Source organism: Aquimarina litoralis, assembly GCF_039523995.1.
In the GTDB taxonomy this organism is placed as follows: Bacteria; Bacteroidota; Bacteroidia; order Flavobacteriales; family Flavobacteriaceae; genus Aquimarina; species Aquimarina litoralis.
This window is the reverse complement of the sequence record NZ_BAAAGE010000001.1, coordinates 1,529,764-1,555,364: the sequence shown is the minus strand read 5'-3', so window position 1 is coordinate 1,555,364 and position 25,601 is coordinate 1,529,764. Positions and strand designations below refer to the sequence as shown.

Genomic DNA, 25,601 nt, shown 5'->3' with positions numbered 1-25,601 from the left:
AAAATTATGAATAGTATTTCAAATAAAGAATTAGACATTTTTTTACGAGAGTATAAAAACGGGAATAAAAAAAATATTGATTCGTTTAAAATAAGTGAATACTTTTTTGATGATATTGATTTCGTTAATCTCGGATTGAGAAATTCAGTATTTGAGAAATGTACTTTTAAAAGAGTAAGATTTAAAACTGTCTATTTTGATAATTCCAATTTTGAAAATTGTGTTTTTAAAGATTGTTTATTTGATTCAATAGATTTTGGATTTTTCAATATTACTTTAAAAGATGTTCTATTTTACAAAACAAATTTTGAAAATTCAGAAATTATAGATTCAGAATTTTTACGAGTAAGTTTTGTACTATGCTGTTTTTCTAAATTTGATCTTTCTACGAATAAACTAAATAATTGCAAATTCATTTCTTCGAATATAAATGGCTTAACATATTCTTCAGACACATTTAATAATAGTATTGTATTAGAATAATAAGTCAGTTTGGAAACTATGATAGGTAAATTTGCAAAAGAGAAAGGATTTAACAGAGTTCAGTTTTCAAAAGATTTTAATATTAATAATTTGGATGAAGTTCATTTAATTTTCTTAAAATAATGCCTAAAGTTATAATATTTTCAAGTCAAAAAATAATTGATGATTTAGTTGACAAAACTAACTATTTAAGTTTAGCAGATTATACTATATTCTTTGAAGAAATTAATGAATTAATTAATATAGATTTTAATCAAGATGTTACAGTTTTAACTTTACATCAAGTTATTAGATTTAGGGAAAGACTCAAAGAATTGTTATTAAATCTAATCTCTGAAAAAAATATTCTTCCAACAGGTTTAAGTCGAAATGGTTTAGAAAAATTTTTGAGGAATAACCCAAGAAAATTAGTAGTTGTGTTAGGAGAGATAATATCTATAGGAGGTAAAGGTTTAAAATTACCATTAATTGACAATAAAATAGTTATTTATAATAAATTATTATTGATTCTTGACGATTGTCTCATTAAAGATAAATCTTTTTATATACAAGTATTTGATAGTTAACCCAGCTGTGCAAAGCCCGCTAACACGAACCTCTAGTCATGACAGCAAGAATAAAATAGAAACTAATTAAAAAACAAACCAACCCTTCGAACCATAAACGTAATAGGAGAAAGCCCTTACAACATTCGTTCGAAGCGTTACAAAACTAGTGTAAAAGAGTAAAATACAGCTTAGTGATGGTAACAAATGGCCTAAAAGCCGCACATAATAATAGAAGAAGTATGAAAATATGCCTAGCAAGCATTAAAATAAACCAAATAATGGTTATCAAATGGGTTAGCAACCCTAAAAACGATGCTTAGAAGTATTAAAATAATACTTCGAAATAGTACAGAAAGAGGTACTCCCCTTAGCCCTAAGGGTAATACCATGGAAAATAAAAAATTAATCCTATAACTCTGTTCCCCCATAGAAGGGGGCTAGGGGGATGTTAAAAATAAAAGATAAAATGTCAGACTGAGCCTGTCGAAGTCCTTTTTCAACTCAAAAAGGTTAGATGCGCCTCGACATGCTTAGCGAGACAATAAAAAATATAAAACCCAAAATATGAAGCAATATTACCTACTATTGTTATTACTACTCTTCGTAGTTCCTGCCCAGGCAAGTACGGAAGACGGTGAGGATAAAAAAACTACTTCAAAAGAAGTGGCTGCGCCTTTGCCAGCCATGATGATGAGTCGTTCTTTTGCAGATTTGGATATCAAAATCGAAAAAGATATACAAACGCTCGTAAAAAGTTCTGAAGGACAAGATTTTTGGCAGAACGAATTATATGAACGTTTCGAAAGTGATACCATCGTAAATAATCTTCACGGCAAAGCAGAAGCTGTGATCGATGAGCTTATCGAAGGTGATAAGTTTTTGGAATCGCTAAAAGAATACTTAACCGGTCAGCAACCTGTAACCTTACCCATCGGAATCAAGAAAAAAGTAGGTAATTCTGATTTCATCATGGGTGTAAGTCAGATTAAAATTGGGAAAGATTATTCTGAGCTAGAAGTATTTGTACGACTCATGTTACCACAAGTAGATGATACAGGTAAACGTCGTGAGTTATTTTTTGGAGCCAGTGGTGTAAAACTTTCGCACAAAGGTGGATTGTTTGGCGATGCAGATTTGGTATTATTGGGTGATGTAGGTATCCCATTCCAAGGAAAAGAGGTTATGATGATCCTCAAAGGAGGATTTGATCTCAAAACAGGAGATTTAGACAAAAAAACATACGTTACCATAGATTGCGACGGTTTCAAAGAATTAGGATTAGCCGTAGATGTAGAATTTTCCAGAAATAAATTATTACCAGTTAATGCCAATAACAAGGTAGATAATACTCCTATTCCAGGTACCAATAGACTAAAAAAAGTAACCACTAGCTTTGAGTTAGTGGCAAGCGATTGGAATGATATTTTGGTAGAGATTAATATGCCCAGATTCCAGGTGCCTTCTCTAAAAAATACCATTTTCGAACTGAATACTGCCATTTTTGATTTTAGTGATCTTAGAAATTCTTCTGGTATGCAATGGCCCAAAGATTATAAGGAAACGTATCTGATTGCGGGAGAAGAAGATTTATGGCGTGGCGTATATGTACAATCGGTAACCGTAGTATTACCAGAGCAGTTCCAAAGAAAAGGTAGTAATGAACGGATAAGTTTTGGAGCAGAAAAACTGCTGATTGATAACAATGGAGTATCTGGAAATTTTGAAGCAGAAAACGTATTACCTATCAATCAAGGAAACGCAGACGGATGGCAAATTTCTGTAGACCGATTACAGCTTAATTTTGTGGCCGGTAGTTTATCGGGTGCAGGCTTTGGTGGTGCTTTGGTATTACCTGTAACTACAGAAACTGTTTCGGGCACGCAAACAGAAAAATATATCGATGATGATGGTAATGAACAAAGTAGATTAAGCAATATTGATTATGAATCTGGCGCCACAGTACTGGTATACAATGCAGTAATTGACCCACTGAACGAAGAATATATTCTTAATGCAAGTCCGGAAGAAAGTATTGCCTTCAATGTATTTAAAGCCAAAGCCACGCTTACGAGTAATAGTTTTGTAGAACTAAAGCTTACTGAGGGTAAATTTAGACCCAAAGCTGTTCTACATGGTAATATGGCCATCAAAGGATCTAACAGCGGAGATTCATCTGCCACCGCTACGGCGGATTTTCAGGGGATTACTTTTCGGGACTTTCAATTACAAACTGTAAGTCCAATTATATCAATTGGCCATGCAGGATATACAGGTGAGGTAAGTTTTGGGAAATTCCCAGTAACCATATCCGAAATTGGTATCCGAGCAGAAGATGATATTGCGGCCTTAGATTTCACCATTTCTATCAACCTTATGGGATCTGGAGATGGTGGCTTTTCGGGAGCAGGAAGCTTATCTATAGAAGGAGATCTAAAACAAGGAGATGGTTTTGAAAAATGGAAATTTAAAAGAATTAAACTCCGTAGAGTTGAGATCAAAGCTGATATTGGATTTAAGATAGAAGGCTTTGTAGAGTTTAGAGAAGATGATCCTGTTTATGGAAATGGTTTTGCGGGCATGGTCAAGGCCGAATTTAGTGGTGGTATCGCAGTTACGATTAGTGCAACTTTTGGAAAAACAGATTTTAGATATTGGTACGTAGATGGACTGGTCGAAGGCTTAAATATCATAATTCCTCCCGTATTTGCCATTACCGGATTTGGTGGTGGTGCTTCCTATCGCATGAGAAAAGATAGATTTAGTTCTACTATTGGTATCGGTTCTTCAGGAGTTAATTATGTTCCTGACCGTGAATCGGGACTTACGGTAAAGGCCATGATGCTATTTTCTATAGCCAATGGCGACAGCCTAGTTAATGGTGGTTTTGGCTTTGAAGTAGCATTTAATAGTAGAGGAGGAATTAATCGAGTAAGCCTTTATGGAGAAGCTCATATGCTACAAATACCAGGTTTTGATGATGCAGGAGATGAGATCACCGAAAATTTTGGTGGTATTGTAGAGAATGAATCCCAAATGCCCGATGCTGTCGAAAATCAATTAAAAGAAACGGATCTGATAGAAGCCTCTAAAGCCATTTATCCTGCAGTTATGACTGGCCAAAAAGGGTTAAATGCATACATGGCGATTGAGATGGATTTTCAGGCGGATACCTTCCATGGTACTTTTGAACTCTATATAGATGTCCTTGGAGGCGTTTTCAAAGGAATTGGTCCTGGCGGAAGAGCTGCCTGGGCAGTGATTCATTTTGGACCAGGAGAATGGTATATTCATATCGGAACTCCTTCCGATCCTGTAGGTATTAAAATTGGAGTCGGTAGCGTAGCACTGACATCTAAAAGTTATTTTATGATGGGAGACTACATGCCTCCTTCTCCTCCACCGCCGCCTCAAGTAGCAGAAATCCTTGGCTTAGATGCAGAAGTATTGGATTATATGCGTGATGAAAATGCATTAGAAGCAGGACGTGGTGTCGCATTTGGTGCAAGTCTTGATTTTGATACAGGAGATATGACATTTTTAATGTTCTATGCCCGATTCAATGCAGGATTTGGATTTGACATTATGGTCAAGGATTATGGAGATACTGCTTGTAAAGGAAGTGGCCAGATCGGAATTAACGGATGGTACGCCAACGGACAGAGTTATGTGTATCTGCAAGGATCCTTAGGAATCAGTTTCAAGCTTTTTGGAAAAAGAAAAAAGATTCCAATTATCGAAGCTGGAGCAGCCACATTAATGCAAGCTAAACTTCCTAATCCGGTTTGGTTTAGAGGATATATTGGCGGATATTATAACCTATTAGGTGGTTTGGTAAAAGGACGTTTTAGATTCGAGTTACAGTTCGGAGAAGAATGTGAAGTCATTAGTGGAGGATCTCCCCTAGCAGATATCAAAATTATTGGAGGCATCTCTCCAAGAGATAAAACAAATGAAGTTGATGTCTTCGCAGTGCCTCAAGTAGCCTTTAATATGCAAATTGGAAGTGAAATTCCTGTAGAAGATGATGACTTTAATGTAAATTATTATCGCTTTAAACTAGATGATTTTTGGATCAAAGATGATACTGGAAAGATTATTTCTGGTGATGCAAAACTTAATAACACCAATGAGCTGTTAAGTTTTACTTCTGACGAAATCTTACCACCAGAAACTCCCATGAGTCTTCATGTGTCGGTTACTTTCGAACAAAAAGTAAACAAAGAATGGGTACCTGCTACGTATAATGGAGAAGTACTGAAAGAAGAAGAAACGATTTCTTTTGTAACAGGTACTGCACCAGACTATATTCCGCTAGAGAATATTGTATACAGCTATCCAGTGATTGGACAACAATATTTCTTCCCTAAAGAATACAATAAAGCCTATATAAAGTTAAAAAGAGGGCAATCCTATCTGTTTAGTTTAGATGAAGGATGGTCGCAACGTGCTTATTTTTCGGATGAGTATGATATGGCAGTAGAAAGTTCTGTTTCCTATAATGCTGGCGAAAAAATGGTGAATATTCCAATGCCACAAATAGAAAACTCCAAAACGCTAATGATAAAACTACTCACGCTTCCTCCAGGTGCTGCATCAAGTAATACTACTGAGAATTATACCACAACGGGAGATGGAGAAAATACGTTAGAAGTCAGAAATGTAAGTATCGAAGGACTTGCTACAAATCCTGATACGATTGAAATGTTATCGTATGAATTTACCACAAGTGCACACGATACCTTTAGAGAAAAAGTAGAAAATAAAAACCTTACTTCTTCTTTGCGAGAAATTATTTATGCCGATGTGCATAAACTAAAAGCGGTCGTGGCAGATGGAGAAGCTTTTGACCTTACAGAATTAGTAGGTAGTACATATTCTGAAAACAAACCTTTAATTCAGGTAGAAGCTAAACTAGATGATTCTTATTACCAAAATGAGATCTATCCTTTAATCTATAAAAATTATCCGATTAAACCTCAATTTACTGTAGATCGAGATATCAATGAATTAGGATTACCTCCTAAAAAAGGAATGGATCAATTGACATGGTATCAAACCTATTTAGAAAATGAGGTAAATAGTGGTTATCTGCGAGAAAGATTACCACACACGTATAATTTGCCGATCTATTATAAAGCAGACTTTATAGATATTCAATATAAAGTGGTGAATGCTTATCTAGGAAATCCATCATCATATCAAAACGAGATAGAACAATATCATTATATCATAAATGGCATATTCCCATATATAAAACCAGGAAACTACAATAGTACTTATAGATATGTATTACCTGGTGGAATTAACGGAACCTCAGCCAATTTTACATATGTAAACCCAAACTAGACCTTTGAAAGGCTACGAGTAATAAAAAAGATAAAAAACTAGAAACAAAATGTCAGACTGAGCCTGTCGAAGTCCAGATCAAGACAAAAAGTTGAAAAACATAAAAATGAATCAAAAATTAATCATAACAATACTTTTACTTCTGATTACACCAAAACTCTCTTTTGCACAATCAACAGAGGTGATTCCAGAAGTAAGAGTTATTGCGAGAGCACAAGAAGATCGAATCTTATTGCGATGGACCCTAAACACTCCGGTTTCATGGCGAAAAGCAAACAGATATGGATATACCTTAGAACGCTATACCATTTCTAGAGATAGAAAAACCTTAGCCGATCCCGAAAAGTTGATCATTGGTCAAAACTTCATTCCTGCACCAATGATGGAATGGGAAACTATTGCCGAAACTAGTGATAACGGTGCTATTATGGCACAAGCCTTATATGGAGAAAGTTTTGTGGTAGAAGGTGGTGGAGGTTTTGCTTCTATTATTAATAAAGCCGAAGAGCAACAACAACGTTTTGCTTTTGGATTATATGCAGCGGACCAGGATTTTGAGATTGCAAAAAAAGCAGGATTAGGATATGTAGATACAGCTATAAAACCCAATGAAAAATATCTGTATAAAGTAATTGCTAATATTCCCGAAACAGAACTAGCCACCAAAGAAGGTGGTGTGTATACTGGAATCATTGACTATGAGCCACTCCCAGAACCGGTGGATTTTGTGGGTATTTTTCAGGATGGTGCTACTTTATTAAGTTGGGACTCCAAATTGCTAAAAAACACCTATAACAGTTACATCATCGAAAGATCTGAAGATGGTAGTACCTTCAAAAAACTAGGAGATTTACCTTATGCTGCTATCAACAGAGACGAAAAAGAAACTGCCCGAACAGTATATATAGACTCCATTGCTAATAACACCAATTATCAATATAGAATTAAAGGAGTTTCTTCTTTTGGAGAAATAGGTCCTGCCTCTATCATAGTAGAAGGTGAAGGAAAGGAAGTACTAAAATATGTACCGCATTTAAAAACAAAACATATCAAATCTGAAGATGAAGTGGAACTTACTTGGAAATTCCCAGAAGAAGGAAATGATGCCATAACGGGATTTACTTTAAAAAGATCAGATACAGATCGTGGAGCTTATAAACCAGTTGTTACGAATATTCCACCTACCGCTCGAAAAATAAGTTATGACAAACTAAGAGCTTCTAATTATTTTAAAATTACAGCAATTGGGAAAAATAATGATCAACGAGATTCTTTTTCGATGCTGGTGCAACCCATCGATTCCATTCCTCCAGAAAAACCCATTGGGCTTAAAGGAGTTGTAGACAGTACTGGTATCGTTTCTTTAGAATGGACTGCAAACAAAGAAGAAGACTTGTTAGGATACAGAATCTATCGTGGAAATCTTGAAAATGAAGAATACTCACAGGTAACTAAATCTCCGCATAGTTCTAATACGTATATAGATACTGTAAAAGTGGAAAGCTTGAACAACAAAGTGTATTATCAAATTATGGCTGTGGACAAGCGATATAATATGTCTGAATTTTCTGAAGTACTAGAATTGGTAAAACCTGATGTAATTCCACCAACATCCCCAGTATTTACCTCCTATAAAATTGTTAATGGCAAAGTGAACCTAGAATGGGCTAATAGCTCTAGTGACGATGTAGAAGCACACTATATCTACAGAAAAGCAAAGGACGAAAGTAACTGGCAGTTTATACACAGTACTAATAAAAACAAAACAACTACTTTTGCAGACAAACAAGTAGAAGAAGGGAACTATTACAGTTACACTATTTTGGCGAGAGATATCAGTGGCTTAGAATCTCAACCATCGCCTCCAGTTTCTGTATTAATTCCAAAAACTACATTAAAACCGGCAGTAAAAGGGTTTTATGGAAATGTCAACACCTATGACAAAACCATTTTACTAAGTTGGCGATATAAAGAAGCAGAGGTCTCGAGTTTTGAGTTATTCAGAGCTGTTAATGAGCAACCATCTTCGTTGTATCGAGTGCTTCCTGCCGGAACAAAAAGGTTTAGCGACACAGGCTTAACCATTAACTCTTCATACAAATACATTATCAGGGCTGTTTTTTATGATGGTACATACTCTAAGTATAGTACAATAACCGTAGAATATTAATTGTTATGAGGAAATTAATACTAAGTATATTTTTGGGATTATTCTTTTTATCCTCTTATGGTCAAGATCCAAATCAAATGTTGTATCGTATGACATTTGATCACAGAATAATGATTCAGATTTCTGGGTATGGTGGACCTCCTGATCAAATAAGAAATTTTGATGTTAATTCTCGTTCTAGTATCACAAGCTCCGTTAATGTAATAGCAAGTAGTAATGGTAAAACAGATATTTTTAATTCCAATAACACATTAAGCCTCGAATTTAATGAGAGTATAAGTAGGGATGATGAGGGAGAAAACTTTCTAGTTCTTGTTGATAATTGCAGATTTAATACTGGTCCTAATGCCTGTCGTACTCCACGATTTACCGCTAACCGAAATATTGATTTATATGATATGGTTGAGTATGGAAATGCAAATTCAACAAATGCTGATCGAGTTACTTATAGTTCGGTGAGATCATATCAAAAGGTTTGGCTATTACCCTTTGTAGAAAGGCCAGGAGAAAATGGGACATCAAACACCAGGTCCTTAACACAGAAACTATTCGAAATGCCCGGTCAGGATATTGAAGATGGTTACTGGGAATATTCTATTGCTGGAGCTCCTTTTCAAGAACTAACCAATGCTACCTATCGAAGTAGATTTCCGTTGGATCTTACAGTTGAAGAATTTGACAATGTTATTCCTGAGACGATTAGTTTGGGTGATAATGTGATCCTACGTTTTATGTTGTACGGAACTGGATCAAGTGAATTTTTTCGAGTAGGAACTGCTACATTTTTACCTCCTGGGAATACCGTAATAAGAGAGAAAACTGAAATCTTAGACACATATATTTTTAGTATATCGACAATACAATCTCCTGAAATTCTTGGTATTTCAACAGATGAAACTGATTGCTCTGATGGTCTTGGTGGTGGATCGTTTACCTTAGAATTAGACAGAACAATAGATGCGGGAGAAAAGCTTGATTTTAATTTGTTTGGTATCAATCCTTCGAGACCTCAAATAAACAGAGATGTATTTCCTAGCGATATTCAAGAGGTTAGTGGTCGATTCTTCTATACTTGGAACGATTTAGAAGCTGGTCAATATAGAGTCCAATACCAATTGAACCCCGTAGGAACACTAGAACCTCCAGCAGATCAACCTTTAATTTTTAATATAGGAACACCGACTCCTGTTACGTACAGTGTTTCTTCTCGCAATATTTCATGTGTATCGGGTCAAGGAACTAGTAATAATGGAGCTATTCTTATCAGTGGTGTATCAGGCGGAGCAGGATCTTACGAATATAGCATATCTGGAGGTGCTTGGACATCTTTCTCTGGTAATAATGTAACTATTTCCAGAACTAATGGAACCTATACCGTTCGAGTAAGGGATGGTAATGAATGTATTGGAACTGCTGAAGGAAATAATCAACCATCCGTTACTATTAACCCTGCTACAGCCATAACTATAGAAAGTACTCCTTCTCCTGTTACAAACGTAACTGTCTTTGGAGGAACAAATGGAAGTATTTCTCCTAATGTTTCAGGAGGAACCACTCCACCGCTTACCTATAGCTGGACAGGACCCAACGGATTTTCATCTAGTCAACAAAACATATCAGGTCGACCTGCAGGTACGTATACCCTTACCGTTACAGATAACCCAGAAGGCTGTAGTACTTCTAGAAGTTTTACCATAACTCAACCTCCATTATTTCAATTCACAACCGAAAGTTCGAGTAATGTAACCTGTGGTGATAATGACTCTTCTAACGACAATGGAACAATTACCGTACGAGCAATCGGTGGGATAGCAAACTATAGCTATGAATTGTTTTTAAGAAATGCATCCAATCAATATATCTCTCAAGGAGCTCCTCAAACATTAGGTGATGGAGTTAATTTTCAAAGATCCAATTTATCTGCAGGCATGTACAGAGTAACTGCAACGGATAATAATGGAACTGGCATCACCATCAGTACAGATCTTGAAATCACGGTACCTCCTGTTTTCTCATTTAGTACTAATAAAACAGATGTAGTTTGCCGGGGAGACTCAACAGGAAGTATAGATCTAACAATTTCTGGTGGAAATACAGGAGCTTATTCTGTAGTAAGATGGACTTCGGATTCTGGAACGGTATATAACCAAGAAGATCTAAGTAATATTCCTGCTGGACTATATACGTTGGAGTTAGAAGACGCTTTAGGATGTTTACCTGTAAACCCAGCTATAGAATATTTTGTAGAGATCATTGAACCACCAACGGCTGTTACTGCAAGTATTCCAGTAGGAGGAGTACAAAATCCAAGTGCAAACGGTGCCGCAGATGGTAGTATTAATATAGAAGTAAGCGGTGGTAGTAATGGGACATATACTTATTTGTGGTCCAAAAACGGTGACCCAGGATTTAGTAGAACCACCCAAGATATTACTGGTTTGTCCGATGGAATATACAATGTAACGGTTACGGAAAATGTAACAGGTTGTAGTGATCAGATTTTAGCTATTTCAATTGAGGAACCAGCACCACTAATAGCCTCTATTACAGAAGAAATAGAAATTTTGTGCTCTTCCGGTTCTAATTCTACTGGAGCTTTGCGAGCAGGTGCAACAGGTGGAGTTCCAAACCCGATTACTGGGTATAGTTATCAATGGTTTAGAAGAAATGCGTCCAATGTATTTGTTTCAATTGGTCAGTTTAATGAAGTGGCTACCAATTTATCAGTAGGTTTTTATCAAGTAGAAGTTACCGATAATAATAGTATTTCTAACCGTTCAGCTACATTTAATTTAGAAGGTAAACCAGAAATTATTATAAACAACATTGGCGTAACTGATGTTAATTGTTTTGGTGGTAATGATGGAATACTAAGTATCAATGCAACAGGTGGTACCGGTGCTTTAGAATACTCTATCGATAATGGTATTTCTTATCAACCTTCCAATACTTTTACAGGACTACCAGCAGGAACCTATGACATTATTGTAAAGGATACTAATGACTGTCAATCTTCTGTATTTACCGAAACGGTTCCTGGACCTACCAATCCGATCAGCATTTCTGGAACAGAAACTCATGTGACTATTTTTGGTCAAAATACAGGAGCCATTACCATCAATCCAACAGGCGGAAATGGTGGATATACCTACAGCTGGGCCGGTCCGAATGGATTTTCGAGTTCCGACAAAGATCTTTCTAATTTATTTGCCGGAACCTACACAGTTACTGTACGGGATAATCGTTTTGGCAGCACTTCTGATAACAGTGGTTGCGAGGCAATCCGAGCTTTTACCGTTACAGAACTTGATGAATTACTAGTAACGATTGCTTATGAAACACTAAATACCAATCTAAAATGTAATGGTGATGATAATGCGCGTCTATTCGCAACGGTATCTGGAGGAGACACTCCATATACCTATAATTGGTTTAAAGAGACTTCTGTAGGCTCTGGTATTTTCGATCCTTTATCAGATACTACAGCATTATTAATAGGAGTAGACGAAGGAAATTACCGAGTAGAGATAAGCGATCCTAATGGAGCAATGACTTTTGATGAGTTTTATGTAGGCGAACCGAATCCCTTAGGGATAAGTGTTGCAGAAACCGAGATAAAGTGTTTCGGTGATGCAACGGGTGCCATCGATATTACTGTTTCTGGTGGCACCACTCCTTATAGATATCTCTGGTCTAACGGAGAAACTACAGAAGACATTTCAGGACTCCTCACTGGCGATTATTCAGTAGTTGTAACGGATGCTAATGATTGCGTCCTTTCATCTACTACCATTAATATACCTCAGCCTTCAGCACCCTTAGAAATTACAAATGAAACTGTCTCAGAGCTTTCTGGTTTTCAAACGGGTGATGGAAGTATCGACATTACGGTTTCTGGAGGTGAAAGTCCTTATAGATATGAATGGCGTATACAAGGAAATACTACTGTCATAGGAAATACTAGTCGTATCGAGAATCTAGCTTCAGAAACGTATGAAGTTACCATCATGGATGGTAACGATTGTATACTAATCAAAGATTATTTTGTAGATGAACCAGATCTTTTAGAAATTACCAATATACAATTGGATAATCCTTTGCAATGTTTTGGAGATACTTCTGTATCCTTAACAGCCACAGTAGCTGGTGGTGTGACCCCTTATAATTATAGATGGTACAATACACTAGATCCTACCAATGATCTATCCATTACTAATGCGATTACCAATTTAGGAGAAGGAACCTATATTGTTCAAATCGTAGATGCAAATGGAAATCGAACTTCAGAAACTACGATAATAGTCAACCCTCCTTTATTAGAAGCATCCTATACTCCTGAAAATGTTTCTTGTAATGGTGGAAATGATGCAAGTATTGATGTAACGGTTACTGGTGGTACTGGAGCATATAGCTTTTTCTGGAGTAATGGAGCTAATACTGAAGATATTTCAGGACTTAGTATAGGTACTTATGATCTTACCATTAGAGATGCAAATCTTTGTGAAACTACACTTAGCATTACAATTACAGAACCTCCAGTAGGATTAAATATTACTGATTTTACTATTACGGGGGCCTCTGGGAATGGACTCAGCAATGGAAGTATAGAAGTTGTAGCAAATGGTGGAACTCCGGCTTATACCTATAACTGGACGGATACTACGAATACTTCTATTGGAACTAATAGCAACATATTAAACAATGTAGCAGCTGGAAGCTATTTCCTAACCCTTACAGATGCTAATAACTGTATGCTTGGCCCCATCGAATATGTCGTAGGAGAACCTGATCCTCTTTTGGTAACAACAGATGATACTGCTATTCCTTGTTTTGGTGAAAATGGAGAATTATTTGCTATCGTAACAGGTGGAGTCACTCCTTATTCCTATCAGTGGTTTGATAGTGCTGATAATCTCATCAGCACAGCTAGCAATACAGGACCAATCCCAACAGGTCAATACAGAGTGATCGTTACGGATGCAAATTTAAACCAAACAGAAGTACCTAGTGTAAACTTAACACAACCTGATGTATTAGAAATAACGAATATTGCAGTAACCGATGTTAGTTGTTATAATGGTAGTGACGGAAGTATTGAAATCACCGTTGCAGGTGGAACTGGTGCTTATTCGTATCGATGGAATACTCTTGGGTCATCTACCAATATTTTGAATGGAATTCCTGAAGGAGCCTATGAAGTTACTGTTACTGACGAAAATACTTGTTCTGAAGACAGTAGAATAATCAATGTTGGACAACCTGTAGTCTATGAGATCGTAAATACTGCTATCATAAGACCTTCTGGAATGGGAACTAACGATGGTAGTATCTCAATTACTATTACTGGCGGCGTTCCTCCTTTTACCTATCAATGGTCCGATAACACCGGTACTATAGTGCAATTAGAGTCCAATACAAATGCTATTTCCAGTACATTATCCAATCAATCAGAAGGTGTGTACAATATCTTAGTTACCGATAATGATGGCTGTACCATTGCAGAGACATATAATCTTGCCAATCCAGGAGAATTGCTAGTAGAGATCACTCAAATACAAGCCATTAGTTGTTTTGGAGGAAGTGATGGAATATTAGAAGTTATTACTACCGGTGGTATTGGAGGAAATACCTATCAATGGTTTAACGCCTCCAATAATACAGAAATAGGAAATAATAATATACTAAACGGAATTCCTGCTGGTTCTTATTATATTATCGTAAGTAATGCAGAAGGAGTTAGTGAACAAAGCGCTGTATTTAATGTATCTGAACCTCTTCCAGTAACTGGAAATCTTATCGGTGATACGCCAGATTGTTTTGGAGGCTCAGATGGAAGTATTACCATCACTGCATCTGGAGGAAACAACAGCTATTCTTATAGATATCGATTAATAAATGGTGTGTATAGCGATTGGATTTCTTTTGATAATGGAACAACTACTCAAATTGAAAATCTTGTTGATGGAACTTACCAAGTACAATTACAAGATGGAAATAGTTGTTTTTATGAAGATAATGGTACTATTGGAACCTTATCCATAGTTATCAATCAACCAGATGAGCTTTTAATAAGCAATGTAGCACCTAATAACCCAACTGGTTTTGGTCTAACCAATGGAAGTATAACGACTACAATTATTGGAGGAACACCTCCATACACATTCGAATGGTCAGACGCTAACGGTGTGCTTACCGAGACAAGTAATACAATTACCAATATAGGAGCGGGAACATACACCATAACGATTACTGACTCATTAGGATGTCAAACTTCTGAAACTTATATATTAACGCAACCAGATGAGTTATTAGTAACTGTAGAAATTGTAAATATTGTTTTATGTAAAGGAGATAATGGAGCAAGTCTAAGAGCTGTTCCTACGGGAGGAATTGGTCCTTATAATTATCAATGGTTTGAAAACGGCAATTCTAATATAGTAGGCACAGACCAACTATTATCAGATATTCCAGCAGGATCGTATTATGTAATTATTACTGATTCGCAATCCAATATGGTTCAAAGTGACGACGTACTAGTTTCTGAACCTGACGAATTAACACTTAGCTTATCTGCTGATTTTATTTTGTGTGGAGATGGATTTGATTGGACGATAGAGAGCACTGTCATCGGAGGAACTGCACCTTACACCTATTTTTGGACAAATGTAAATCAGAATACTCCAAACATAACAGATGTACTACCAGGAACATATATACTTATCGTAAGAGATAGCCAAGGATGTAGCACTCAGGAAAATATTACATTAGTTCCTCCTGAAATGCTAAACACTACATTTACTAGTACCAATCCAACTTGTTTTGAAGGTAATGATGGAACCATTGATATAACTCCAAATGGTGGAACTCCGCCATATACCTATTTTTGGGATAACGGATCCAACACCGAAGACCTAACAGGACTCTCAGCTGGATTATATTCGGTAGAGATTTTCGATAGTAAAGGATGTTCTATCATTCAAGATTTTGAACTTATGGATCCAGAAGAATTGATTATTGATCTAGGGCCTGACAAAACATTATGTCTAGGACAATCTTATACGATTGATGCTGTTATTTTGGATTCTGGAGCAACATATTCCTGGACAGGAGACAATGGATTTGCAGCTAATTCCTCAGAAGTAACACTATCTGAAAGTGGAACGTATACCGTTTCTGTTACTACCTCACTCGGATGCGTTAGTACAGATACTATAGAAATTATTGCTCTAGAAGATGAGATATCTGCTGAATTCTTAGTCTCTACAGATTTATTTGTGAATGAAAGCTTTATTATTGTAGATGTTAGTAATCCTATTCCGGATACTTTAGAATGGATACTTCCTGAAACTGCAGAACAAATTGATATCACAGATCAATATGCAGAAATTATGTTTACCGAAGAAGGTGAGTACGATATCATTTTGAAAACTACCATTGAAGACTGCGAAACGTTTTTTACCAAAACAGTAGTAATAAGAGAATCAGTATTTGATAGAGATTCGGAAAATCAGGATGGATTACAACAATATGTCATGTATCCAAATCCTACAAGAGGTAACTTTACCATAGAATTATCTTTTGATAAAGAAACACCTATAGCTATTAAACTATTTGGTATTGCCAATAATAATTTGATTTACGAACATACAGACGAACAACAAACAGCATATAGCATTCCTTTCAATCTAGAAGGTGCCATACCATCTGGAATTTATTTTGTGTTACTGGAAACACCTGAAAAGAGTTATATACGAAAAATTGTAGTCGAGTAGACAATATCAAAATTATATATAAAACGCCGCATTTCTGCGGCGTTTTTATTATCTATATATCAAAAGAACTTAAATATTATAAGTTTTCCGATAATGGAATTGGAAAAATATTAAATACTTGATCTCCTGCTCTATCAATTGGTAGTGTGTTTGATAAATTATATCGCCTTAAATCGAACATTCTGTGGTTTTCACACCATAAAGAATATCTTCTTTGATTTAGCATTTCTGTTGTAAGATCTGCTACGCTTTGAGCTCCTGAATAATTAGCTAAACTAGCAGAATTACGAATTACATTTAATGCATCTTCTGCATCTTGTAAATTATTTGCTAGAATGCTAGCTTCTGCATACAGAAGTATAAGCTCTTCATTTCTAAGGATATCTATAGCAGTAACGTTTGATGCATACAACCTTGTTTCATGAGTTCCATTAAGACCATCTTGAGCACTTGGTGCCGGTCTCATTGCTGCTTTTGAAGCTACTCTAGAATCTCCAGCTTCAGCATCATTAATCCAACTGTCATGAACAATAATTTGATCTGCATTATTAGGTTCTTCAGCCGAGGCAGAAGGTGAACGAAAAACACCATTAGGCTGATCCCCTGCTCCTAAACCAAAAACATATTTTGGTCCTGTTGTTAAACTTCCGTTTAAATCGAAATAAGAATTTGACAATTCTGCAAGCGCAACATTTCCATCACCGGCATAAACCGCAGCAAGTGCAGCAACTGCTCTATTAAACAATACGAATTCTTCTATTGTAATTTCATTTTCATTGTCTCGAACATCTTCTCCCATTTCATCCGAATCGTCGATCAAGTCAGAAAATCCAGAAACAGGAAATAAAAATTGATCTAACATCCCAAATCCACTTAGATCATTTTCAGCTTCATCCAGTAAACTTCTTATTTCTGCTAGGGCTGCATCAAAATCTAATACTGGTCCTAGGTTATCAGGATCAGCAACATCAATTCTCGCACTTCCATAGGATTTAAGAACTTGAATTAATTCATAAGCGATATATGTTTTAGCAAAACCTCTGTAGCCATTCTTATCTGCTTCTTCTATTACCTGAGTATTATCCAATGCTCCTAAAAGTACATTCGCATTTTTAATACAACGGTAACTCCCTGCAAATTGAGCTGTACTATAAAAAGAGTTGTTATCCAGTTGTATTCCATTCTTACCTAGTAAATCCCCAGTATTTCTAGGATCAGCATCAAACAAGTATAATTCTCTTGCCAAAGTACCACTAGCAGTTGTTTCTATTCCATGCCCATCTCTTGATGTTGCCTGAATTCCAATCACCAATTCATTCAACTGTCTTAAGGAAGCATTATTCTCAACACCTCCAAGACTGGGACCATTTGGATCTATATCCTCATCAAAAGAACATGATACTGCTACCATAAAAAGTAAAACCAGTATCAAATGATATTTTATTTTTATTATTCTATTATTCATTATTTGTTACTTTAAAAATTAACATTTAGGTGAAAGTAAAATTGTTGAGAACTAGGGAATGGCGTTACTTCGATACCACTCGATAAACCTGCACCTCCATTCACAGAAACCTCAGGATCATAACTACTGTAATCAGTAATTGTGAATATATTTCTACCAGAAATTCCTAGTTTTAATCCTTCTACTACGTCACCAAACAACCCATTGATTACTTCTGGTGAAAATCTGTAGTATATTGCAGCTTCCCTTAATCTCACATAAGTAGCATCCTCGATAAAACGTTGTGCATTAGCAGGTGTTGCTAATCTGGCCTGACCTGCTGGAGTTTCTAAATCTGGTGAAGTCTGTCCTAAATCGGTAAGAAATCTTGATAAATTAAGGTTATCTCCTCCTTGTTTCCATTGCAATAAAAATGACACATCTATATTTTTGAATAAAGTAAGCTGATTATTAAAGGCCATTTGAAAATCTGGCTCTACATTACCTACTTGTTGTAAACTTGCTTCTATTGGTCCATCTCCATCTGGGTCAATATTACCCACAATTTGCGTAACTGGCTGTCCTTCTTCTATGAAAAAAGTTCCAAGTCCAGTACCAAAACCAGCTCCTGGTTGAGCAAAAGCAGGTACATCTAAACGAGTAACCTCAGATCTATTAAAATAAAATTGTACTCCTGTATTCCAATAAAAATTATCACTTCTATAAACATCTCCTCTGATCGCTAATTCTAATCCTTGGTTAACTAAATCAGCAAGGTTTGTAGTCTCAGTGGTAAAACCAGAAGATGACGGAACATTTCTTGATAAAATTAAATCACTGACCTTTCTATTGTAGTAAGATGCTTCAAAAGAAATCCTGCTATCTAATAATCCAAGATCCATACCTACTTCAAATTCTGCAGAGGTCTCAGGTTCAATATCTGAATCTCCTCTTGTTCCGACGGTAAGACCACCATTACCTCCAATATTACTTGGGTTTAACCTTGTGTATATAGAACCAAACGCTGCAGAAGAACCTGTCTCCCCATACGCACTTCTCAACTTTAATTGATTTATTGCCTCTACATTCCAAAAATCAAAGTTTGCAATATTGACCGCCAAAGAAGCTTTTGGAAATCCATATAATTTATTTTGATCACCATTTAACGTTGATTTGTCCAAACGATATCCAAGAGTAGCAATAATTTGATCTTTATAATTACCTTCAACCTGAGCAAAATATCCAAAGTCTTTTTGGTTAGATCTATCTTGATCAATAACTTGATTTACCGATTGATCTACACTAGTTTGACCACCAAATAAATTAGAACCTCTACTATTCACAAGGTTTGCTCGTTGTTCTAAATAACTTACACCTCCCTGAGTTGTCAGTCCTAAATCACCATCCAATGCTGTATGATCCCAAACTCCAAAAGCAAGCATATTAAATTGAGTGAAATTATTTCTCCCTTCAGCCACGAAACCTTCTTGATTACCAACCTGTGCTTGATGGGTTTCCGGTACATATACATAAGTTTCATTTGCTAAATAATCTACTCCTCCATTCACTACAAATTTTACTCTATTCTTCTCGGTAGTCAATAATTTGGTGGTAAATTTTAATCCTTGAATAAATCTATTATTGGAATCCTCATTTTTGGCTTGATCTCTAACAAAAATTGGGTTCCCAGGATAATTTGGATTATTCGGGTAATTTCCATCAGCATCCGGGAACAAATTACGCCAAGGTCTTGTAAAAGCAAGCGTGTATCCAAAACTCAATCCTCCTTCATTTTCATTTCCAGTAAAACTTCTACTCGAATTACTTCTTACATAATTTGAAGACAACGAAATATCAAAAATATCTGATATTTTATGGTCTATATTACTTCTAATCGAAAATCTATCGAATCCAGTCTTTTGAATAATTCCTTCTTCATCACGATAGGATCCTCCAATGTAAAACCTGGTTTTGTCATTACCTCCACTGGCACTTAATTTTGTTTCAGAAATAAATCCAACATTTCCATAAATCTCATCTTCATAATCAATTAAACCTCCATTTTGAATAGCGTTATTAAAAGCAGCTACTTCCGCCTCTGCTGCAGCTCTTGATCTAGCTTCAGCTTCGGGATCATCGGGATTAGGAGTAAAAAAAGCATCAAAAACACTAGTTGCTGTCCAAGGTCGTAACCCTAAACGTTTTTGTATTACATTGACACCTGTATCTTGACTAAATTTAATTCTAGTTTTCCCCCCTTTTCCTTTTTTCGTTGTTATAATTACAACTCCGGCATTTGCTCTAGTTCCATAAATGGCAGCTGCAGACGCTCCTTTAAGAATTTCGATATTTTCTATATCATTTGGATCGATATCTGCTAATCTATTTCCTGCATTTTCTTCATTTCCTCTATTTGCTCCTGATGCAAAACGCAAACCTGAAGGTATCTCAACATTATTAATGTATACTCCATCTACTATAAATAAAGGTTGATTATTTCCATTTATAGATGATATACCTCTTAATCTTAATGCCGTACCACCTCCTGGCGCACCAGAAGATGCTGTTATATTTACACCTGTTACCTTACCATACAACGCACCATCTACCGTGGTTTGCCCTGTATTACCTACCAATTCTTCCGAAGACACGGTAGAAACTGCATTAGCCAGATTAGCCCTTTTTATCGAAGACCCAAGACCCGTTACAACGATTTCATCTAACGCTTCTAAAGCTTCAGCAACCTGAATAGTAATCGATCCAGTACTTTCTACTGAAACCACTTTGGTAGTAAATCCAAGTGCAAATACTTTTAGTTTTACAGGAAGGTTGTTAACGGTAAGTGAAAAATTACCATCAATATCACTGGCAGTTCCATTATTGGTTCCATCTTCTACGATATTGATGAAAGGTACTCCTTCCCCAGTACTTTCGTTAACTATTTTTCCAGTTATCGTTTCCTGTGCAAACAGAACGACCGGAAAAAAAAACAAGAATAGCAAAAGCCCCTTGCTACTTAGTGAATGTTTTTTCATAATGATTTGTTTATAAGTTCGGTTAAAACTATTAAAACATTCTTATAAAAAAATGTTAAAACTAACGCGTGTTAGTTAAAAAGATATTGACAATCAATTAGTTATACAGTAAAACCACAAAAAAAATATGTTAAATCCGCATATTGAATTACTGTCAGATAATTTTTAGCTTCCATCCTCATTTTTATAAAAACTAGATATTTTTCGTCTTAAACTTCTTATTTTTGCAGCCTTAACAAATAGCTATGTACAGAAGTCATTCTTGCGGTGAATTACGCAACTCAGATATTAACAAAGAAGTTACTCTTTCAGGTTGGGTACAAAAGACCAGAGATAAAGGATTTATGATATGGGTAGACCTAAGAGATCGTTATGGTATTACTCAACTTATTTTTGATGAGCAACGTACATCTTTGGATGTAATGGAAAATGCTAAAACTCTAGGTCGCGAATTTGTTATTCAGGTTAAAGGAACCGTGATTGAACGAGAATCTAAAAATCCGAATATAGCCACTGGTGATATCGAAATTTTGGTCAAAGAATTACAGATTTTGAATGAAGCTTTGGTTCCACCTTTCACTATTGAAAATGAAACTGATGGTGGAGAAGATATTCGTATGAAGTACAGATATCTGGATATAAGACGCAACCCTGTTAAAAATAGCTTACTATTTAGACACAAAGTAGCGATGAAAGTTCGCAATTATCTTTCTGACCAAGATTTTGTTGAAGTAGAAACACCATATCTTATTAAATCTACTCCGGAAGGAGCTAGAGATTTTGTGGTGCCTTCTCGTATGAATGAAGGACAGTTTTACGCTTTACCCCAATCACCGCAGACATTTAAACAATTATTGATGGTGGGTGGAATGGATAAATACTTTCAGATTGTAAAGTGTTTTAGAGATGAAGATCTTAGAGCAGATAGACAGCCGGAATTTACACAGATCGATTGTGAAATGGCATTTGTAGAACAAGAAGACATTCTTAACATATTTGAAGGACTTACACGTCATTTAATAAAAGATATCAAAGGTCAGGACATCAGTGATTTCCCTAGAATGACCTATGATGAGGCTATGCGAACCTATGGTAATGATAAACCTGACATTCGTTTCGGAATGAAATTCGGAGAGCTTAACGAAGTAGCTCAACATAAGGAATTCAAAGTATTTAATGACGCCGAATTAGTAGTGGGTATTGCAGTTCCTGGTGGTGCTTCCTACACCAGAAAAGAGATTGACAAACTAATTGATTGGGTAAAACGTCCGCAAGTAGGTGCACTAGGAATGGTATATGTAAAATGTAATGAAGATGGAAGTTTTAAATCTTCTGTAGATAAATTTTATGATCAGGAAGATTTAAAAAAATGGGCAGAAACTACAGGCGCCAAAGCTGGTGATCTTATTTGTGTATTATCTGGAAATGCAAATAAAGTAAGAAGTCAACTAAGTGCTCTTAGAATGGAATTGGCAGAACGATTAGGATTGAGAAACCCCGAAGAGTTCGCTCCATTATGGGTAGTCGATTTTCCTCTCTTAGAATGGGACGAAGAAACAGAACGTTATCATGCGATGCATCATCCGTTTACTTCACCTAAACCAGAAGATATTCCTCTATTAGATTCTAAACCAGGAGATGTAAGAGCAAATGCTTATGATTTGGTATTAAATGGAAATGAAATAGGTGGAGGTTCTATACGTATACATGATAAAGAAACACAGGCTCTTATGTTTGATCATTTAGGATTCACTCCAGAAGAAGCCAAAGAACAATTTGGATTTTTAATGGATGCGTTTCAATATGGAGCTCCTCCACATGGTGGAATTGCCTTTGGATTTGATCGATTAGTAGCCATACTAGGAGGACAAGAAACCATTAGGGATTTTATTGCTTTCCCTAAAAACAATAGTGGTAGAGATGTAATGATAGATGCTCCAGCCAATATTGATCAAGAGCAACTCAAAGAACTCAATATCAAATTAGATTTATAACTTTTAAAATTAAATCTAAAAAAATCCAAGATTTTAGGGTAACATTTTGTCTGCTTATGAAACATATATAAGTTAGATGACCTTATTATGCCTTAAAATAAATAATTAATTACGGTTTTCTTTCAATTTAAAAAGCGAGTAAATCATCAATTCAAGTAATGTTATCATGAAACGACTTTTTTGTTTCTTTTTACCTTTCCTTTTTGGAATTAATTTAATTTCTGCACAATCTCAGGATCTCGATTTAATCAAAAAGTACCTTATTGACTCTGGTTTTAATAATGAAGATATAGAAAATCTCACTATTGAATCTAAGTCTTTTTCAAAAAGTATGCAGGCATCAACTTTATATGTTATTCAACAATATAATGGTATCCCCATACACAACGCAGTAGGAAGTATAGCAATAAAGAGTGGAAAAATAGTTTCTTTTAAAGGTTCCTTCATTCATAATATTGCTTCAAAAGTCAATATAATATCTCCTGTATTATCCGCAGAAGATGCCTTAAGGAGTTCTGTAACTCATCTTAAAATAGCCCCTATAGAGAGTCTACAAATGATTTCAGAGAAAACTTCAAATAAAACTACATTTTTGAAAACTAACATTTCTGAAGAGGAAATTCCTGCAAAATTGGTATACCAAGTAGTTGATGAAAAATTAATTCTTTCTTGGGATCTCAGTGTATTAACTAAGGATGCTGAACATTGGTATAGTGTTCGAATAAATGCAACGAATGGAGAGCTTCTTAGCCAAGATGACTGGATACTACATTGCTCTTTTGATTCTCATAATTCTAAATCAACATCGTCATTACTAATGACACCTTCGCCATTGGAACAAAAATCATCGAGCAATGCTCTAGCGATGTCACCAACATACAATGTATTGCCACTACCTGGTATTGAAAGTCCTAATCATGGGAATAGAGAACTAATATCAGGACAAGAAGACCCGATTGCATCTCCCTTTGGGTGGCATGACACAGATGGTATAGAAGGAGCGGAATTTACCACCACTGAAGGTAATAATGTTCTTGCATCAGAAGATCTGGCAGGACTAGATTCTCCAGGAAATAGAGCTAATGGAGGTGAAAATCTGGTATTTGATTTTCCTTATGACCAAAATGCTTCTATTGGAGAATATCAAAATGCTTCTATTACCAATTTATTCTACACTAATAATGTAGCGCACGATATATGGTATCATTATGGCTTTGATGAAGCTTCAGGAAACTTTCAGGTAAATAATTATGGTAAAGGAGGAGATGGTAATGATCAAGTATTCGCCTATGCACAGGATGGAACAAGATTTAATAATGCAAGTTTTGGAACGCCTCCAGACGGAGCAAGTCCTAGAATGCAAATGCATTTATACAATCCCATGCAACCTAGAGTAAAACTTGCTATAAACAACTCATCTATACTAGGGGAATTTGGAGTAACTGAAGGCTTTTTTATTTTTGGAACGCCGGAAATACCAACATTACCAGATAACATAACAGCAGACTTAATTTTAGCTATAGACAATATTAGCGATCCTGACCCAAATGATGCTTGTTCAGATTTAGTGAATTCAAGTAATATGAACGGAAAAATTGCAGTTGTTAGAAGAGGTGAATGTAGTTTTTTTAGCAAAATTGAAAGATGCCAAGAATCAGGAGCTATAGCAATCATAATCGTTAATAATGTTGATGGTGATTTTGATATACGGGGTGTAGATCCAATAGAGATCCCCGCCGTTGGGATAAATCAAGTAGATGGTGAAGCAATAATTTCACAAATAGAAAATCAACCATCAGTAAATGCTACCTTAGCAAAAACAGATCCTTTAAATTGGATTGTTGGAGCTGATTCTAGTTTTGATAACAGTATTGTTGTCCATGAATATGGGCATGGTATTTCCAATAGACTAACTGGAGGACCTAGATCCGCAAGTTGTTTAGATAATGACGAACAAATGGGAGAAGGCTGGTCTGATTGGTTCGGTATTGTAATGACAATTAAACCAGGTGACAAAGGGTCTGATGCCCGTGGAAGAGCTACTTTTGCCAATGGACAACCTATTGATGGTCCAGGAAATCGTCCAAATCCGTACAGTACAGATATGTCTATAAATCCTGTTACTTACGCCGACGTAAGTGACGATACAAATTATTCCAGACCTCATGGAATAGGCTCAATTTGGGCTTCTATCCTCTGGGACATGACTTGGACATTTATAGATAGAGATGGTTATGATTCTGATCTCTATAACGGTACAGGAGGAAATAACTTGGCAATGCAACTAGTAATGGATGGGCTTAAACTTCAGGCTTGTAGTCCTGGTTTTGTAGATGGAAGAGATGGTATATTAGCCGCAGCAGATTTATTACCGAATAGTGAAGCTAATAAATGTTTAATTTGGCAGGTTTTTGCTCGAAGAGGAGTTGGCTATAGTGCCGATCAGGGGTCTTCTCAAAGCAGATTTGATCAGGTAGAAGCTTTCGACCTTCCTCCTACTTCACAAATAAATTGTACAACTTTAAATGTAAATGAATTTAATTCGAATTTATTCAGAATAACACCTAATCCTTCCAATGGTATATTCGATATTAAATTATCTAAGGAAATAGGAAATAGTTCTATCTCAATATTTGATATAAATGGCAGACAAGTATTTAATGAGGATACACTTTTAAAAGACATATACAGAGTTACCACAAACTTAAAATCTGGCATATATCTATTAAGAATTGAGGCGAAAGACGGATCTACAACATCTGTATCTAAAATAATCATTCAATAACTCTTATAAGATTCTTAAATATTC

Annotated in this window: 9 protein-coding genes; 7 read left to right on the top strand and 2 right to left on the bottom strand. The window is 35.8% G+C overall.

What is annotated here, in order from left to right:
- Positions 1-6: 6 nt before the first annotated feature.
- The 5 genes from ABD077_RS06255 (at position 7) to ABD077_RS06235 (ending at position 16,319) form a co-directional block, all read left to right on the top strand.
- The gene (locus ABD077_RS06255; RefSeq protein WP_343911499.1) at positions 7-483 is read left to right on the top strand and encodes a pentapeptide repeat-containing protein; all 477 of its coding nucleotides are present in this window, start codon (positions 7-9) and stop codon (positions 481-483) included.
- A gap of 122 nt (positions 484-605) precedes the next feature.
- Entirely contained in the window at positions 606-1,049 is a 444-nt protein-coding gene (locus tag ABD077_RS06250; RefSeq protein ID WP_343911498.1) for a hypothetical protein, read from the top strand.
- A 546-nt stretch (positions 1,050-1,595) separates the two neighbouring features.
- Positions 1,596-6,377: a hypothetical protein gene (locus ABD077_RS06245; protein ID WP_343911497.1), complete on the top strand. Its 4,782-nt coding sequence runs from the start codon at positions 1,596-1,598 to the stop codon at positions 6,375-6,377.
- A gap of 106 nt (positions 6,378-6,483) precedes the next feature.
- Positions 6,484-8,547 (top strand): fibronectin type III domain-containing protein, encoded by a 2,064-nt coding sequence (locus tag ABD077_RS06240; protein WP_343911496.1) that lies wholly within the window; start codon positions 6,484-6,486, stop codon positions 8,545-8,547.
- 5 nt (positions 8,548-8,552) lie between these two features.
- Positions 8,553-16,319 (top strand): T9SS type A sorting domain-containing protein, encoded by a 7,767-nt coding sequence (locus tag ABD077_RS06235; RefSeq protein ID WP_343911495.1) that lies wholly within the window; start codon positions 8,553-8,555, stop codon positions 16,317-16,319.
- Between the two features lie 76 nt (positions 16,320-16,395).
- Here the strand turns inward: ABD077_RS06235 and ABD077_RS06230 are convergent, their stop codons facing one another.
- A complete protein-coding gene (locus tag ABD077_RS06230; RefSeq protein WP_343911494.1) occupies positions 16,396-17,784 on the bottom strand; it encodes a RagB/SusD family nutrient uptake outer membrane protein in 1,389 nt (462 codons plus the stop codon).
- 11 nt (positions 17,785-17,795) lie between these two features.
- Positions 17,796-20,798: a SusC/RagA family TonB-linked outer membrane protein gene (locus ABD077_RS06225; protein ID WP_343911493.1), complete on the bottom strand. Its 3,003-nt coding sequence runs from the start codon at positions 20,796-20,798 to the stop codon at positions 17,796-17,798.
- 245 nt (positions 20,799-21,043) lie between these two features.
- Here ABD077_RS06225 and aspS point away from each other — a divergent pair, with 245 nt between their 5' ends.
- On the top strand, positions 21,044-22,792 hold the full coding sequence (gene aspS / locus ABD077_RS06220; protein WP_343911492.1) for an aspartate--tRNA ligase: 1,749 nt from the start codon (positions 21,044-21,046) through the stop codon (positions 22,790-22,792).
- 166 nt (positions 22,793-22,958) lie between these two features.
- Positions 22,959-25,577: a T9SS-dependent M36 family metallopeptidase gene (locus ABD077_RS06215; protein ID WP_343911491.1), complete on the top strand. Its 2,619-nt coding sequence runs from the start codon at positions 22,959-22,961 to the stop codon at positions 25,575-25,577.
- Positions 25,578-25,601 lie beyond the last annotated feature (24 nt).